This is a genomic window from Erwinia rhapontici, assembly GCF_020683125.1.
In the GTDB taxonomy this organism is placed as follows: domain Bacteria; phylum Pseudomonadota; class Gammaproteobacteria; order Enterobacterales; family Enterobacteriaceae; genus Erwinia; species Erwinia rhapontici.
Genome location: NZ_CP085627.1, coordinates 2,240,549 through 2,256,823, shown reverse-complemented (window position 1 = coordinate 2,256,823; position 16,275 = coordinate 2,240,549). Strand labels below are relative to the sequence as shown.

Genomic DNA, 16,275 nt, shown 5'->3' with positions numbered 1-16,275 from the left:
CGCCTTATCCCGTCTGCGGGTATGAGTGTCATTGCGCCAGCCTGGCAAAATTAGCGCGTCAATTCTATGATTTAGTGATCTTTTATTCACGTTGTTAACGACGTCGTATTTTCTTGTCGTGATTGAATCCACGTTTAAGCACTCCAGGTTATCTTTCTGCGGTGCTTTTACAAACTAATTGTGAGAAAGGCGCGGCTTGTACCTTATAATAGTGTTATTGACCGCTGCCCGATGATCCGCAGCACCTGCTACACATAGGAGTTTTAATGATGACGATGCGTTTATTAATCGTGGCGCTTGCCGGGATAACGCTGGCTGGCTGTGTAAATGACAATACTCTTTCCGGTGATGTTTACAGCGCCTCTGAAGCTAAACAGATTCAGACCGTGAGTTACGGTACGCTGGTCTCTGTTCGTCCGGTGCAAATTCAGGGTGGCGATGACAGCAACGTTATCGGTGCCATTGGTGGTGCAGTACTGGGCGGTTTCCTTGGTAACACAGTTGGTGGTGGTGCGGGTCGTAGTCTGGCAACCGCAGCTGGTGCCGTCGCTGGTGGTGTTGCAGGCCAGGGTGTTCAGGGCTCGCTGAATAAAAGCCAGGGCGTTGAGCTGGAAATCCGCAAAGATGATGGCAACACCATCATGGTGGTCCAGAAACAGGCTGTAAGCCGCTACTCTGTAGGTCAGCGCGTAGCAATGGCGTCAAACGGTAGCCAGATCACTGTTTCCCCACGCTAATGACACAGTAGCGCATAAAAAAACCGGCTCCTTATGCCGGTTTTTTTTATTCATCTCGTCCCTGAAGCTCAAGAATATTCTTTTCCAGTCTGGCAATCAGCGTCACCATTTTGTCGATCTCCGGCTGAGAAATTCCGGCCAGGATGTCATCACGAGTCGCATCAATCACATGCTCAACCTGAGTAATAATCGGTTCTGCCTGCGCAGTGAGGCTGATACGCTTAGCACGGCGGTCATTCGCACAGGTGCTGCGCGTGATTAACCCTTTCTCTTCCAGCTGGTCGAGGGTGCGTACCAAAGAAGGTTGCTCAATACCAATGGCTTTTGCCAGCTGAATTTGCGACTGTTCAGGCGGTAGCTGGTGGATGTTGTGTAACGTCACCCAATGGGTTTGTGTCAGCTGCAACGGTTTCAATCGCTGATCAATTAATGAGCGCCAGATACGTACCAATCTTGACAAGTCGGTTCCCAGAGTTGTATTCAATTTCTACCTCTTATAATTAGCTTGCTAGCTATCAAGCATGATTTTAGACTATTCTGCGAGTTTACAAGGCAAAACACAAATCCATCATAATCAGATGGACGCATTCAGTTATCCTCATCGGTAATTCACTGGTCATAGGGATTTTGTGTGTGATGACATCAATATTAACGGCTGCCAGCCCCATCACCGAGCTGGTGCTCGGCGACTCACTTTTTTTTCCGCCCCTGTTCAAAGTCGTTCTGCTCGGTTTTTTCTTATGGCTGCTCCTTCATCCGTTACTGCGTGACTGGATGTACTCAGGCGAGATCTGGCACCCCACTTTATTGGATCTCTCCTTGTTTACTCTCTGCATAGCCGCCTCTCTGGGGTTGTTAATCGTCGGGTAACGTAATGAAACTAAATTATTTAAGATACTTTTCCACCGTGTTTTTTTTCGCGGCGGCACTCTGTGCCGGCTGGTGGATGTGGAATTACTATATGCAGTCACCCTGGACACGAGATGGCAAAGTCAGAGCCGAACTGGTCAGTATTACGCCGCAAGTCTCAGGGCGCATTGTGGGGCTCGATGTAGAAGATAATCAGTTTGTGAGCAAAGGAACCCGCTTGTTTACCCTTGATGATCAGCCCTATCGTATTGCCGTACTGAATGCAGAAGCCCAACTGGCAAAAGCACAGTCGGACCTAGTCAAAGCACAGCATGAAGCTCATCGTCGTCAAAATCTTGGGCGTAATGTAATTTCAGAAGAAACGCTTGATGTCGCTAATCTCACCGTTAAGGCAATGGATGCAGACGCTAAGGCTGCTCAGGCTGAATTGGACCGTGCACGCTGGAACCTGTCGCAAACTGTGGTTTTTGCCCCTACCGATGGCTGGATCAACAATCTGGAAACCCGGATAGGTAACTACGCCAGCACCGGCTCGCCACTGTTTGTGCTGGTAGATAGCCATTCGTTTTACGTGATGGGTTATTTTGAAGAGACCAAACTGCGCCATATCCACACAGGCGCCAGGGCGAATATCACCCTGTACAGTAACGATCAGCCACTCACCGGCATGGTACAAAGCATTGGTCGGGCGATCTACGACCAAAGTGTTGAATCTGACAGCGGCCTGGTGCCGGATATCAAGCCGAACGTTCCGTGGGTCCGGCTGGCCCAGCGCGTACCGGTGCGTATCCGCCTGACTCATCTTCCGCCCTCCGTCACACTGGTTGCCGGGACCACCTGCACAATTTCTGTCCAGCAATGAGTCGGCTTAATCTGAGCTGGCTGCAATGGCAGCAGTTGCCGTGGATCAAAGCCACCGCCGGACAATGGCGCTACGCCTTGCGCAATACCATCGCTATGTGTCTGGCGTTGAGTATCGCTTACGGCCTTCAGTTGGATGAACCTTACTGGGCGATGACCTCTGCTGCGGTGGTGAGTTTTCCTACTGTTGGTGGCGTCATCAGTAAAAGCCTGGGGCGCATTGTAGGGAGTATGCTGGGCGCGACGGCAGCCCTGATGATCGCCGGTCATACACTGGACGAGCCATGGCTTTTTGCCGTGTCCATTGCAAGCTGGCTGGCGCTATGCACCTGGGTATCAAACCATTATCAGAATAATGTGGCCTACGCCTTTTCGCTGGCGGGATACACGGCCGCCATCATCGCCTTTACCTGTGTCAATGAGGTTGAGATCGACAGTATATGGGCCATTGCCCAGGCCCGCGTTTGTGAGGTCATTTCCGGGATACTGTGCGGCGCACTGATGATGATGATCCTGCCCAGCACCTCGGATGGAGAGACGTTAATCCATTCCCTGAACGAGATGCACAGCAAACTGCTCGACCATGCAATGGTGATGTTGAAGAAAGAGGACACCAGCACGGTACGTCAGGCCCACGAGAACGTGATTGGCGAAATCCTGACAATGAATCTGCTGCGCATTCAGGCATTCTGGAGTCATTACCGCTTTCGCCGTCAAAACAATGTGCTGAACTATGTTTTGCACCAGCAGTTGCGCCTGACCAGCATTATCTCCAGCCTGCGCCGGATGCTGCTGAACTGGGACAATCCACCAGAAAACCTGTTTGTAACACTGCACCAGCTACTGGAAGCCATGGCTAAGGGTGAAAAAGATAAGTACTACCTGGCGAAGATACTCTATCGCGCAGCCCCAAAGGACACGACGGATTATCGGCACCGGGCCTTCTGGGAGCAGCTACGTTACTTCTGCTGGCTGTATCTGAATATCGCACGCTGGCTACGCCAGTTCGAACATGCAGATAACCATACGCATCTCGCTCCTCCGGTTGTGCCATCACTGGCACGCGAGGCAGATGGGGCTGAAGCCAGTTGGAATGCCCTACGAACCTTTTGTGTGATTTTTTTCGGAACCAGTTTCTGGATTACAACGCAGTGGGATGCCGGTGACTCAGCACTGACGCTGGCCGCTATCAGTTGCGTACTTTATTCATCTTCTGCATCCCCGGTCAGCAGCGCCACATTATTGATCAAAACACTGGTGATGCTGTCACTCTTCAGCTTTGTCATGAAGTTTGCTTTCATGATTCAGGTGACCGTACTGTGGCAGTTTCTTATCGTACTCTTCCCTCTGCTGATCACCATGCAACTGATTAAATTACAGGAGAAAAAACGGGCTGCCCTTTGGGGGCAACTGGTTGTTTTTATGGGGTCCTTCCTGTCAGTCACTAATCCACCCACCTATGATTTTTCGGGTTTTGTTAATGATAATCTGGCAAAAGTCTGTGGCGTGGCCCTGGTCTGGCTGGCTTTCTGTATTTTGCGTCCCAGTTCTGATAAACACCGCAGCAGGCGTCATATTCGCGCTTTGCGCGGTGAGTTTGTCGACCAGTTGGGAAGACATCCTCGCCGAAGTCAGAAGAGTTTCGAATCGCTGGTTTATCACCGCATCAACCAACTTAAAAATAGCCGCGATGACCAGGCTCATTTGTGGCTGATGCGCTGGGGCGTAGTCTTGCTCAACTGTTCGCATATTGCCTGGAATCTGCGCAACTGGAAAACACCCTCTTCAGCGTTAGCGAGTATACGCGACGCCGTGCTACACGATTTGCAATCTATTATCAGTGAACGCGGGATACACCATATCTCCCTGAACGATACGTTGAACACACTACAGCAACGCATCGATATACTGCGTGATACTCATGAAAATCAAGGCATCGATCTGGCCGGGATCATCTGGCGTTTATACTGCTCACTCTCACGGTTGCAAACGACATCAACGTGATGTCGTCAGACAATGGCGCTACCACTGTTGATAGCGGATTACGGCACATCAAAACCCAGTGCGGCTTTACGAATTCGGAACCACTGCTGACGAGTCAGCGTCACGTTAACCGCTCTCGCTGCCGCGCTGACTCGTTCAATTTTACCACTTCCAATAATCGGCAGTGGCTTAGAAGGTAATTGAAGAATCCAGGCATAGATCAGTTGCTCAATATTCTCTGCACCGGTCTCTTGCTGGATCAACAACAGTTCATCACGCAGCGGCTGATACTCAGGGGCTGTGAACATTGTTCCGCCCGCAAGACATGACCATGCCATCGGCCTGACCCGCATCTGCTGGCACTGATCCAGCGTACCCTCTAATAACAGCGGCTGATGCACGGGGGAAATTTCAACCTGGTTGGTGACCAGTGTAAACGGCAGTCTTGACTGTAACAGCGAGTATTGTGCAGGGGTAAAGTTAGAAACACCGAAATGTTTTACTTTTCCGCTTTGATGAAGCTGCTGAAACGCGCTGGCAACGTCATCTGCGTCCATGAGGGGATCGGGACGATGGATCAATAACAGATCAAGGTAGTCTGTATTGAAATAACGCAGGGAATTTTCAGCACTCGTCATGATGTGCGCTGCATCTGTAATATAGTGGCCCAGGGTGTTGTCTGGGTTTGCCGTTGTGGCAATCCCGCATTTGGTCACCAACTCCAGACGTTGACGCAAAGACGGTTGCAGGCGCAGCGCTTTGCCAAACTCGGCTTCACACTGGTAGCCGCCATAAATATCGGCGTGGTCAACCGTACTGATACCACATTCCAGATGTTGCTCAATAAACTGCACCAGCTGCTGAGAGGTCATTCCCCACTCCATCAACCGCCAGTATCCCATCACCAGTGGTGAAAATGACGGTCCCTGTGGGGCGATCTGTACGCGTTGTAGCATCTTATTCTTACTCCCGTTGATGAAATAGCTGACCCGGATAATACGCCATCAGGTCATCGCGACAACAGGGGCGGATCAAACTCCGCGTCAAAACAACGTGGGCTGCTCGGGCGGGTCCGGAACGTCTGGATTCTCCCCACGACGCTGGCGCTGGAAACGCAGGCGACACAAACGCAAAACGTCACGTTTCTGTGCATCGTTATACGTCATCCAGTTGAACCGTTCTTCACGGCTACGCAGGCAGCCACGGCAGTAACCGCGTTCGTTAACCTGACAGATCCCGCGACAGGGACTGGGTACCGGGAAAAACTCTAATTGTTCTGCCACCGCCACTCCTGGTAAGTTCACTCTGTCTTCATTGAAGACGGCTCATCCCATGTCTGCAAGTGTGACCCGGTGATTTTTACTAAAATAGTCACGCAACGCACGTAACGCCTGCTGACTTTTCTCCGGTAAAACGCGTTCCAGCGTCAGTGCCGTCAGCTTCAGAGGGCTGGCGCGCCACTCAGGCAACAGCACCATGAGTTGCCCGCTGTGCAGCTCTTCCTGGATCTCCTGCAAAGGCTGCAATGACAATCCCATCCCCGCAACGGTAAAAGCGCGCATCACGTTCATACTGTCGCTGACCACCTGCCCTTCAGCCAGACGCAACGTCAGCGCCCCTTCTCTTGCGTGATGGAAATCAATATGACGGTGCGTACGATGACCGTGTATCCAGCGATGGGCTGAGAGCGCCTGCGGCGTTTCCGGCACGCCATAACGGCTGAGATAGGCGGGTGCTGCACAGATAACCATCGGCCATTCTGCCAGCGGATGGGCAATAATATTGGCATCACTGAGTTGACGGCTAAAGCGTAAAGCAATATCAATCCGATGCTCAATCATATCCAGCACGTTATCGGTGGCAATAATACGTAGCTTCAGCCCCGGATTCTGTTGTAACAAGGGTGATAACGCACTGCACAGCGGCTGGCCGCCGATCCCTACCGTTGCGCTGATGCGCAACTCTCCGCTCAACGTATCGCGCATTTCCGCGAGACGTTTTTCCGCTTCCAGCGCATGATGAAGCATGGCCTCGCAGCCCGGATAGAATGCCGCCCCCGCCTCAGAAAGTGTGAGCTTTCGGGTTGAACGATGCAGTAAGGGCACCCCTACCGCCTGCTCAAGTGCCCGCAGATGCTGGCTAACCGCTGAAGGTGACATGCCCAGACGACGTGCAGCGGCTGCCAGAGACCCTTCGCTGACAACCGTTGCAAACACGGCCATACGATTGAGTTTTTCCATTATTCGTAAGTATCACTTCATTATAAAAGCTAAAATATGCCACTTATCATCCTATCTGTTAAGCCGTAAAGTTGAATCCACACTTACAGAGGAATGAATAAATGAAAATTACCATTATTGGCGCAACGGGTTTTGTCGGCCCTGATGTTGTAAAAGAAGCCCTGGCACGAGGCCATCAGGTGACGGCCCTCTCTCGCTCAGGAAAAAATCTGCCTTCAGATCCTCAGTTGACTGTGGTCACAGGTGATATTCATGACAGCGCCTGGTTGAGTGGCGTTCTGAAAGGTCAGGATGCCGTCATCAGCGCCTATAATCCGGGTTGGGCGGAGAGCGATCTGTTTGAAAAATTTACCCGCGGCAGCCAGCAAATCCTGCAAGCCGTAAAAAGCAGCGGCGTGAAGCGCATACTGGTAGTGGGTGGCGCTGGCAGCCTGGAAGTGGCTCCGGGCGTAGAGTTGGTGGATACGGAAGCCTTCCCGGCTAATATCAAACCCGGCGCGCTGGGTGCACGTGCATTGCGTAATCAGCTTCAGGCTGAAGAACAGGCGCTGGAGTGGACTTACCTTTCCCCTGCTGCGTTTCTCGAACCCGGCCCGCGCACCGGGCAGTTCCGTCTGGGCACCACCTCATTACTGATGGATGGAGACAAACCCGCGTCTGTCAGCGTTGCTGACCTGGCCGTAGCCATCCTGGACGAAATCGAACATCCGCAGCATATTCGCCAGCAATTTACCGTTGCTTACTAATATTTTGGCCCGCTTCTGGCGGGCTATCCCTATGTTTAAACAAAGTTAAGGTTTATCTAAGCTTTCGCGGTTACTCTTGTTTCAGATTATTCTGTTACTGGACGACCATGAAACGCCTGAACAAGTTACGTTGTAATGAAATTACCTTTAACGTTTGCGCTGCACTGTTTTTCGCGCTGATACTCAACAGTATCTTCCTGCTTCGGGCATGGGAAATTATTCCCTATCAAGGACTGCACGACTATCTTTATGCGGCTACGCTTCCTCTGGTGCTGTTCTGCGCCTTTTTAGTGATCTTCAACGTCGCCGCCCTGCCGTGGCTACGTAAGCCTTTATTGGTGATACTGATCGTTGCCAGTGCCGCCGCCAACTACTTTATGTACAGTTTTGGTACGGTGATCGATACCAACATGATCCAGAACGTGTTTGAAACGGATCTGCAGGAAGCGACCTCGCTGTTCAGCGTGAAATATCTCCTCTGGCTGCTGCTACTGGGCGTACTCCCTGCGGCGATCATGTTGCTGACCCGAATCGAAAACAACCGCCCGTGGTGGATGGCTATCGTCTGGCGCGCAGTGACGTCTCTGAGTGCCATTCTTGTGGTACTTTTGGTGGCAGCGCTGTTCTACAAAGATTACGCCTCGATGATCCGTAATAATAAAGGTCTGGTGAAAATGATCACGCCAGCCAATGTGGTCAGCAGTATTGGACACTACACTGACAACCGCTGGTTTGCGGGTGATCAGGCGCTGATTAAAATAGGCCAGGATGCCCGTAAAGGCCCACAGTTAGCCGGTGAGCAGAAAAAAACACTGGTGATTTTTGTGTTGGGTGAAACCGCGCGGGCTGAAAACTTCTCACTCGGGGGCTATACGAGGGAAACTAACCCAAAACTGAAACGTGACAAGGTCATCTACTATCGCAACGCTACGTCCTGCGGCACCGAAACCGCCATCTCCGTGCCCTGCATGTTTTCTAATATGCCGCGCCAGCAGTATGACGCGGGTCGTGCACACCATCAGGAAGGGTTGCTGGATGTCATGGCGCATGCCGGTGTTAACGTACTCTGGCGAGAAAATGACGGTGGCTGTAAAGGTGCCTGCGATCGCGTACCTCATACTGATATGACCAAATGGAAGGTCAGTGCATTATGCAAAAATGATTACTGCCTTGATGACGTGCTGCTGCATCGCCTCAGTAACTATATTGACAGCGTGAAGGATGACACGGTGATTGTCCTGCATCAGATGGGCAGCCATGGCCCGGCGTACTATCTGCGTTACCCGGATGCCCTGCGACAGTTCACACCAACCTGTGACAGTAATCAGATTCAGGACTGCGACCCTCAGGCGCTGGTCAATACTTACGACAACTCCATTCTCTATACTGACAGCATGCTGGACAGCACGATTAATCTGCTGAAGTCGTACAGTGATAAATACAACGTGGCGATGGTCTATCTCTCCGACCACGGGGAGTCTCTGGGGGAACATGGGATGTATCTGCACGGCACCCCCTACGTGTTTGCACCGAGCCAGCAGACACATATTCCGTTTTTACTCTGGATGTCACCGGACTACGCCACCGCATTTGGCATTGATCAGCAATGCCTGCAACGACAGGCGCAGACCGATGATGTCTCTCAAGACAACATCTTCCATACCCTGTTGGGTATGATGAATGTGCAAACCCGGGAGTATCAACCTTCTCTGGATATGATCCGATCGTGTCGTAAAAGCAGCTAAGGGTTGAAACCGACCGTTCGGTCTAGTACTCTGCTGCGATGAATAAAACGACCCGCTTTGACACACGTGAACATCTGCTCGATACCGGTGAACTGCTCTGCCTTCAGCGCGGCTTCAACGGTATGGGCCTGATCGAGCTGCTGAAACAGGCAGAAGTGCCAAAAGGGTCGTTCTATTACTACTTTGCCTCTAAAGAAGTGTTCGGCGTTGCCATGCTGGAACGCTACTTCGCCCGCTATCATCAGCGTCTGCAAGATTCTCTGAATGATCATCAGGATGATTCCCGCCAGCGCGTGCTCGACTATTATCATCAGTCACTCTCTTACTGTGAAGAAAGCAGTTTTGCGGGATGCCTGTCGGTGAAATTATCCGCCGAAGTCTGCGATCTGTCTGAAGCTATGCGCAGTGCGTTACATGCGGGATCAACCGCGTTGATGGATACCCTGAAGGCATCACTGGAAAGAGCACAACAACAGCAAACACTGCATGCTGACGTGAACAGTGCAGCCTGTGCACAAACCCTGTACACGCTGTGGCTGGGCGCCAGTCTGCAAAGTAAAATCTGCCGTGATAATGCACCGTTACTCAATGCATGGCAGGAAATGACGCGCATATTGCGTATAGCTTAAAAAAAACAACCCACACTAGTCGACCGGTCTACCAGGAGTAAGTTATGAAACTGAACACGCTGTTTACCCCGTTGAAAACCGGTGCCATCACCGTGCCTAACCGCATTTTTATGGCACCGCTGACGCGCCTGCGTAGCATTGAGCCCGGCGATATCCCTACCCCACTGATGGGTGAATATTATCGCCAGCGCGCAACTGCCGGGTTGATTATTACTGAAGCGACACAGATCAGCTTCCAGGCGAAAGGTTATGCCGGTGCACCGGGATTACATTCATCAGAGCAGATGAGTGCCTGGAAAGCGATTAACGCCGGGATTCATCAGGATGGCGGCCACAGCGCCGTGCAGCTCTGGCACACCGGGCGTATTTCTCATGCCAGCCTGCAACCTGAAGGTAAGGATCCCGTTTCTGCTTCTGCTATTAATGCCGAAACCCGCACATCCCTGCGTGATGCGGAGGGGAAACCGGTACGCGAGGCCACTTCCACACCGCGCGCATTAGCCACGGCAGAAGTTGCAGGCATCGTTGGTGACTTCCGTCAGGCCGTAATTAATGCACGTGAGGCCGATTTTGATCTGGTTGAACTGCATGCCGCTCATGGCTACCTGATTCACCAGTTCCTTTCTCCGGCATCCAACCAGCGTGACGACCAGTACGGTGGCAGTATCGAAAATCGTACCCGCTTTGCGCTGGAAGTCGTGGATGCCGCCATTGCAGGCTGGAGTGCCGATCGCATCGGTATCCGTATTTCTCCGCTGGGGCCTTTCAACGGTCTGGATAACGGCGAAGATCAGGAAGAAGCCGCCCTGTACTTTATTGCTGAGCTGGCAAAACGCCAACTGGCCTACCTGCACATCTCTGAACCTGACTGGGCCGGTGGCAAGCCTTACACCCGTGAATTCCGTCAGGCCATCCGTGCTGTTTATCCTGGCGTCATTGTCGGCGCGGGCGGTTACACGGCAGAAAAAGCCGAAGCCCTTATCGGGCAAGGCCTGATTGATGCTGTTGCGTTTGGCCGCAGCTATATTGCCAACCCGGACCTGGTCGCGCGTCTGCAAAACGATGCTCCGCTGAACGAACCTAAGCCAGAAACTTTTTATGGCGGCGGTGCCGAAGGCTATACAGACTATCCGTTCCTCGGTTAATTTCCACAAGGGTTCGCACCCGATGGCATAATCGTTATACTGGTTTTTTTACGTCATCCATCGATGACGCCGATAAAAGAGGATGTTATGCGTTTACTTCACACCATGCTGCGCGTTGGCGATCTGCAACGCTCTGTTGATTTTTATACTAAAGTGCTGGGCATGCGCCTGCTGCGCACCAGTGAAAATACCGAATATAAATACACCCTCGCGTTTGTCGGCTACACCGAAGAGAGCGAAGGTGCTGTCATTGAGCTGACCTACAACTGGGGCGTGGATAAATACGACCTGGGCAATGCTTACGGACATATCGCACTGGGCGTGGATGATGTGGCCGCGACCTGCGATCGTATCCGCAACGATGGCGGGAACGTGACCCGTGAAGCCGGTCCGGTAAAAGGTGGCACCACCGTGATCGCGTTTGTTGAAGACCCGGATGGCTATAAAATTGAGCTGATCGAGAACAAACAAGCGGGTAATGGCCTCGGCCACTAAGTATTTCGGGTGCCTTTTAGGCACCCGCTTCCCCTCCCTGCTGCATCCCCCGACAAAATTTGCCATAATGCGCGCTGCCTTTTTTTCTCCTGTGAGATGCCGATGTCTGAATCGAATGAACTGAATACCCTTAGCAGCCGTTTTCGCGGTTTTTATCCAGTCGTTATTGATGTTGAAACCGCCGGTTTTGATGCCAAAACTAACGCATTACTGGAAATCGCAGCGGTGACGCTAAAGATGAATGACGATGGCTGGCTGGAGAAAGATGAGACGATCCATTTCCACGTAGAGCCTTTTGTCGGTTCAGTTCTGCAACCTGAAGCGCTGGCATTTAACGGTATCGACCCGGAGAATCCGCTGCGCGGTGCGGTCAGTGAACATGAAGCGTTGCATGCCATTTTCAAACTGGTGCGCAAGGGAATTAAGGAGAGCGGCTGTAGCCGGGCGATTATGGTGGCGCACAACGCCACATTCGATCTGAACTTCATGAATGCGGCTGCCGAACGCGCCAGCCTGAAGCGTAATCCTTTCCACCCATTCGTCACCTTTGACACCGCGGCACTCAGCGGGCTTGTACTGGGGCAAACCGTTCTGGCGAAGGCCTGTACCGCAGCTGGAATGCCTTTTGATAACGCCCAGGCACACTCCGCACTGTACGATACCCTGCAAACGGCCGATCTGTTCTGCGAACTGGTCAACCGCTGGAAACGTCTGGGAGGCTGGCCACTGCCGGTTGATGCAGAAAGTGACGACAGCGAAGAATAAAGCAACGTGCTGTAAACTCGAAAAAAAACCGGACCTCTCAGGGCCCGGTTTTTTTTATGCTGCCAATAAGCCTGCGTTACTCTGCGGCGTCAGACGGATATTTCTGCGCAGTTTCTTTAATCAACTGCTGCAGCTCGCCGCGCTGATACATCTCGATGATGATATCGCAGCCACCCACCAGCTCACCGTCTACCCACAGCTGTGGGAACGTTGGCCAGTTGGCATATTTTGGCATTTCTGCACGGATGTCCGGGTTCAGCAGAATATCAACGTACGCGAAGCGCTCGCCACAAGCAGATAACGCCTGAACAGCCTGAGCAGAGAAACCGCAGCTTGGCAGTTTAGGGGACCCTTTCATGTACAACAGAATAGGGTTTTCAGAGATCTGACGTTGAATTTTTTCAACAGTACTCATAAATATCTTCCTCAATACGATACATCGTGTGTAGGCTGGGCGCAGCCTGCTTATTGTAGCGATTCTGCCCTGGCGATGAAAATGACATTTTCACATGCGAGAGAGGTAAAAATGTGACTAATAGACAAAACAGGGAAACAAAATAACATTTTCTTATCATCACTGCTGCACCTGTTATGACTAACACTGGTTTTATTGCTGGGTTAACCACCTGATTGTGCTCAATATTACATCATTTTCTTGATCTGTATTATTGAAACAAAAAAGACCTTACCCTTTGTTAAGAAGTTAGATTAGAATTGGCCTAACCTTCTGCATACCGCAGAAATCTCTTTTTTTACCGCGTTGCTGCTTTTTTGTAGCGCACAAACTGTTAATGGGAACGATGCGTTTACTCATCACGCTCTTCATACTGGCTTTCACTCAGCTGTTCTTCAACATGGCGCACGCATCGCCACATGCCCCTATTAATGCAAAACAGCAAAAAGCCGAAAGCAATACTGCACGTGTAGATGACCGCCGTAAGCGCCGCCCGGTAAAAGCCACTTCGACCAAAAAAGTCAAAGAACCTGTCAGTAAGAAAGCCAAAGAAACCGCTAAAAAAGAACCCTCTAAATCAGCACGGCTTCTGCTGGCAAAAAAACTGAAAGAGAAAGAAAAGAAAAAAACCAGCGTGGCCCCGGTGCGTAATGCGAAGGTGGAGAAGAAAACACTGAGTAAAAAACTCGCGGCCAGCAAAAAAGCAGATAAAAAACATTATGGTCGTCAACGCGCAGGCAGCAAAGCCACTGACGATGATAACGATGCTCTGAACGCCCCGCTCAAACTCAGCAAAGCGCATCGCGCTCGCTACCAGAAAGCACGTGAGACGGCGATGAACAAGCTGATGGGCCAGCTCGGTAAACCTTATCAATGGGGCGGCACCTCTCCGAAAACCGGTTTCGACTGCAGTGGTCTGGTGTGGTATGCCTATAAAGACCTGGTGAAGTTCAAGATCCCACGCACGGCTAATGAAATGTACCATCTGCGTGATGCGGCTTCGATTAAGCGCGATCAGTTAGAGAAAGGTGATCTGGTCTTCTTCCGTATTAACGGACGTGGCACAGCAGATCATGTTGGCGTCTATCTGGGTGGAGGGAAATTTATTCAGTCTCCACGGACAGGTAAAGATATTCAGGTCAGTGCGTTGAGCGAAGATTACTGGCAGGAACATTACATCGGTGCGCGCCGTATGATGACGCCTAAAACGATTCGATAATGCGTGTGGGTTCGGGAAGAGTTTCCTCCTCCCGTGCAAGAATTAATGCATTACCGCCGTAAAACTAAACGCAATAATCATCAGCAGTGAACCCACAACGGTCAGCGCCGTCATTTTCATATCAGTGTTCATTCTCTCTCCTCAATAACCTTGTTATTAGTAAGCCAACAGATTTTCCCACAGTTACCCGTAAAAATCTCGTTTTCTGTGCGCAGCCTTGTTAGAATTCTTTATTCCGTTGCGCAACACCGTTGGCAACGTGTAAAAGTCAGCACTGCATGTCACTCTACGGACGATTTTACCCCTTCCCGACCCTTTGAGACAGCACCCAAAATAATTCTGGTCGGGAAGGAATGGCTGTACCCAGGCAAACGTTTAACCAATTAGTTATCAAGATGTTACGATAACACCAGGAGTACGATTTTCATGGCAACAATTAAGGATGTGGCAAAGCGCGCCGGTGTTTCAACCACCACTGTGTCTCACGTGATTAACAAAACGCGCTTTGTAGCCGAAGAGACGCGCGAAGCGGTATGGGTTGCAATCAAAGAATTGCATTATTCCCCCAGCGCCGTAGCCCGCAGTCTGAAGGTCAACCACACCAAAACCATTGGCCTTCTGGCAACATCCAGTGAAGCGCCCTATTTTGCAGAGATCATTGAAGCAATAGAAAACCGCTGCTTTGCCAAAGGCTATACGCTGATTTTGGGCAATGCGCACAACGACCTGCAAAAGCAACAGGCCTATCTGTCAATGATGGCGCAAAAACGCGTCGATGGGCTGCTGGTGATGTGTTCAGAATATCCTGACACGTTGATTTCTATGCTGGAAGATAACCGTAATATTCCGATGGTCGTCATGGATTGGGGCGAATCACGCGGTGATTTCACTGATACCGTGCTTGATAATGCTTTTGAGGGTGGTTACCTGGCGGGGCGCTACCTGATCGAACGCGGGCACCGCGATATCGGCGCGATCCCAGGCCAGCTTGAGCGTAATACAGGCGGTGGCCGCCATGCCGGATTCCTGAAGGCACTGGCAGAAGCGGGCATCACTTTGCGCGATGAATGGCTGGTGCAGGGCGATTTTGAACCTGAATCTGGCTATCGCGCCATGCAGCAAATTTTGTCGCAGAAGCAGCGCCCAACGGCCATTTTCTGTGGCGGTGATATTATGGCCATGGGCGCGATTTGCGCAGCAGATGAAATGGGGCTACGCGTACCGCAGGATATTTCAGTGATCGGTTATGATAACGTGCGCAACGCCCGCTACTTTACGCCCGCACTGACCACCGTCCACCAGCCAAAAGAGCGTCTGGGCGAAACCGCTTTTGATATGTTGCTGGACCGTATTACCAGCAAGCGCGAAGATCCGCAAACCATTGAAGTTCACCCTTCACTGATCGAGCGTCGTTCCGTTGCCGATGGTCCTTTCCGCGACTACCGCCGTTAATCACTCACCTGCCACTGGCCAGGATGTTCGCTTAACCACTCTGCATTCAGGGTTTCTGTGCTCCCCAGATAGTCCAGTAACCAACTTAGCGCCGGTGAGGCGCTTTGTTCCGACCAGCTGAGATAACAGGGACTGTCGGGAAACGGGGACGTCAGCGTCACTTCTCCTAACACGCCTTGTTGCAGCCAGGGCTGGGCAAAATGACCGGGTACCATCCCAACACACAGCCCGGCTCGCAGGCAGTCAAACGCACTTTCCCAGTCAGGCACCACCAGCCGTCGTTGATTATCTAATGTCCACGTGGTGCGTTTCGGCAAGGCACGTGAGGTATCTTCCAGCACCAGCGATGGCCACTCACGGATTAACGTCTCGCTTAACGGTCCCTCATGGCTCAGCAGAGGATGTGACGTTTTCACCACGCAGCGCCAGTTAAGACTTCCCATATCACGAAAAGCAAAACGTCCTCGTACCGGGATCGCCTGAGTCGCACCGATCGCAACATCGACGCGACCGTCAGCCAGCGCATCCCACACACCGTTGAACACTTCCGGCATGATATGCAGTTCCATATCCGGAAAATGCCGGTAGAAATCCACGACCAGCTGCCGGGTGCGTGCCGGGCGCACAATTCTGTCGACCGCGATATTGATTTGTCCCCGCCAGCCGTTAGCCACCTGTTGACAGCGTGTGCGAGTGGCGAGCATTTTTTTGATAACAGCACGACCTTCTTCAATGAAAACCCGTCCGGCGTCCGTCAACTCCACATCACGATGACGACGCTCAAACAGACTCACGGCCAGCCAGGCTTCCAGCTGGCGCACGGTATAACTTACTGCGGAGGGGACGCGATGCAATTCCGCCGCAGCAGCGGTAAAGCTGCCCGTCCTCGCCACCGCATCTACCACTTCAAGAGAATGTTCAGACCACATGATTT

The 16,275-nt window shown here is 51.7% G+C and carries 19 protein-coding genes; 12 read left to right on the top strand and 7 right to left on the bottom strand.

Annotated features, from left to right (window positions below; translation table 11 throughout):
• The first annotated feature begins 269 nt into the window (after window positions 1-269).
• Window positions 270-737, top strand: coding sequence for an outer membrane lipoprotein SlyB (slyB, locus tag LJN55_RS10645; RefSeq protein WP_133845463.1), 468 nt, complete (start codon window positions 270-272; stop codon window positions 735-737).
• A 46-nt stretch (window positions 738-783) separates the two neighbouring features.
• Here the strand turns inward: slyB and slyA are convergent, their stop codons facing one another.
• Window positions 784-1,221 carry a transcriptional regulator SlyA gene (gene slyA, locus LJN55_RS10640; protein WP_133845230.1) on the bottom strand — a complete coding sequence of 146 codons (438 nt, stop codon included), beginning with the start codon at window positions 1,219-1,221 and terminating at the stop codon, window positions 784-786.
• 152 nt (window positions 1,222-1,373) lie between these two features.
• Here slyA and LJN55_RS10635 point away from each other — a divergent pair, with 152 nt between their 5' ends.
• From LJN55_RS10635 to LJN55_RS10625, 3 genes are read left to right on the top strand one after another with little or no spacing between them, the layout of a single operon-like run.
• Window positions 1,374-1,607, top strand: coding sequence for a DUF1656 domain-containing protein (locus LJN55_RS10635; RefSeq protein ID WP_133845465.1), 234 nt, complete (start codon window positions 1,374-1,376; stop codon window positions 1,605-1,607).
• A gap of 4 nt (window positions 1,608-1,611) precedes the next feature.
• On the top strand, window positions 1,612-2,469 hold the full coding sequence (locus LJN55_RS10630) for an efflux RND transporter periplasmic adaptor subunit (RefSeq protein WP_227536217.1): 858 nt from the start codon (window positions 1,612-1,614) through the stop codon (window positions 2,467-2,469).
• A complete protein-coding gene (locus LJN55_RS10625; RefSeq protein WP_227536216.1) occupies window positions 2,466-4,472 on the top strand; it encodes an FUSC family protein in 2,007 nt (668 codons plus the stop codon). Before LJN55_RS10630 ends, LJN55_RS10625 begins: the two co-directional genes overlap by 4 nt.
• Before the next feature lie 38 nt (window positions 4,473-4,510).
• Here the strand turns inward: LJN55_RS10625 and LJN55_RS10620 are convergent, their stop codons facing one another.
• The 3 genes from LJN55_RS10620 to LJN55_RS10610 form a co-directional block, all read right to left on the bottom strand.
• Complete coding sequence (locus LJN55_RS10620) at window positions 4,511-5,407, bottom strand: aldo/keto reductase (protein ID WP_227536215.1); 897 nt, start codon at window positions 5,405-5,407, stop codon at window positions 4,511-4,513.
• Between the two features lie 87 nt (window positions 5,408-5,494).
• Window positions 5,495-5,734, bottom strand: coding sequence for a DUF1289 domain-containing protein (locus tag LJN55_RS10615; protein ID WP_227536214.1), 240 nt, complete (start codon window positions 5,732-5,734; stop codon window positions 5,495-5,497).
• Window positions 5,735-5,776: 42 nt separating this feature from the next.
• Window positions 5,777-6,691, bottom strand: a complete 915-nt coding sequence (locus LJN55_RS10610) for a LysR substrate-binding domain-containing protein (protein WP_227536213.1) — start codon at window positions 6,689-6,691, stop codon at window positions 5,777-5,779.
• Between the two features lie 101 nt (window positions 6,692-6,792).
• Here LJN55_RS10610 and LJN55_RS10605 point away from each other — a divergent pair, with 101 nt between their 5' ends.
• From LJN55_RS10605 to rnt, 6 genes are all read left to right on the top strand, one after another.
• Entirely contained in the window at window positions 6,793-7,437 is a 645-nt protein-coding gene (locus tag LJN55_RS10605; RefSeq protein WP_133845240.1) for an NAD(P)-dependent oxidoreductase, read from the top strand.
• Between the two features lie 107 nt (window positions 7,438-7,544).
• Complete coding sequence (gene eptA, locus LJN55_RS10600) at window positions 7,545-9,182, top strand: phosphoethanolamine transferase EptA (RefSeq protein ID WP_227536212.1); 1,638 nt, start codon at window positions 7,545-7,547, stop codon at window positions 9,180-9,182.
• Window positions 9,183-9,220: 38 nt separating this feature from the next.
• A complete protein-coding gene (locus tag LJN55_RS10595) occupies window positions 9,221-9,811 on the top strand; it encodes a TetR/AcrR family transcriptional regulator (RefSeq protein WP_227536211.1) in 591 nt (196 codons plus the stop codon).
• A gap of 44 nt (window positions 9,812-9,855) precedes the next feature.
• Window positions 9,856-10,956: an alkene reductase gene (gene nemA / locus LJN55_RS10590; protein WP_133845246.1), complete on the top strand. Its 1,101-nt coding sequence runs from the start codon at window positions 9,856-9,858 to the stop codon at window positions 10,954-10,956.
• A gap of 87 nt (window positions 10,957-11,043) precedes the next feature.
• Entirely contained in the window at window positions 11,044-11,451 is a 408-nt protein-coding gene (gloA, locus tag LJN55_RS10585; protein WP_133845248.1) for a lactoylglutathione lyase, read from the top strand.
• A 96-nt stretch (window positions 11,452-11,547) separates the two neighbouring features.
• Entirely contained in the window at window positions 11,548-12,216 is a 669-nt protein-coding gene (gene rnt / locus LJN55_RS10580) for a ribonuclease T (RefSeq protein WP_133845250.1), read from the top strand.
• A 76-nt stretch (window positions 12,217-12,292) separates the two neighbouring features.
• On the opposite strand, the gene LJN55_RS10575 is transcribed toward rnt, so the two are convergent.
• Complete coding sequence (locus LJN55_RS10575; RefSeq protein ID WP_133845252.1) at window positions 12,293-12,631, bottom strand: Grx4 family monothiol glutaredoxin; 339 nt, start codon at window positions 12,629-12,631, stop codon at window positions 12,293-12,295.
• A 385-nt stretch (window positions 12,632-13,016) separates the two neighbouring features.
• Between LJN55_RS10575 and LJN55_RS10570 the strand changes: the two genes are divergently transcribed.
• Complete coding sequence (locus tag LJN55_RS10570; RefSeq protein WP_133845254.1) at window positions 13,017-13,889, top strand: C40 family peptidase; 873 nt, start codon at window positions 13,017-13,019, stop codon at window positions 13,887-13,889.
• 42 nt (window positions 13,890-13,931) lie between these two features.
• Here the strand turns inward: LJN55_RS10570 and cydH are convergent, their stop codons facing one another.
• The gene (gene cydH / locus LJN55_RS10565) at window positions 13,932-14,021 is read right to left on the bottom strand and encodes a cytochrome bd-I oxidase subunit CydH (RefSeq protein WP_133845256.1); all 90 of its coding nucleotides are present in this window, start codon (window positions 14,019-14,021) and stop codon (window positions 13,932-13,934) included.
• A gap of 294 nt (window positions 14,022-14,315) precedes the next feature.
• On the opposite strand from cydH, the gene purR reads away from it, so the two are divergent.
• The gene (purR, locus tag LJN55_RS10560) at window positions 14,316-15,341 is read left to right on the top strand and encodes an HTH-type transcriptional repressor PurR (RefSeq protein WP_133845257.1); all 1,026 of its coding nucleotides are present in this window, start codon (window positions 14,316-14,318) and stop codon (window positions 15,339-15,341) included.
• On the opposite strand, the gene punR is transcribed toward purR, so the two are convergent.
• The gene (gene punR / locus LJN55_RS10555; RefSeq protein ID WP_133845259.1) at window positions 15,338-16,270 is read right to left on the bottom strand and encodes a DNA-binding transcriptional activator PunR; all 933 of its coding nucleotides are present in this window, start codon (window positions 16,268-16,270) and stop codon (window positions 15,338-15,340) included. The genes purR and punR overlap by 4 nt on opposite strands.
• Window positions 16,271-16,275 lie beyond the last annotated feature (5 nt).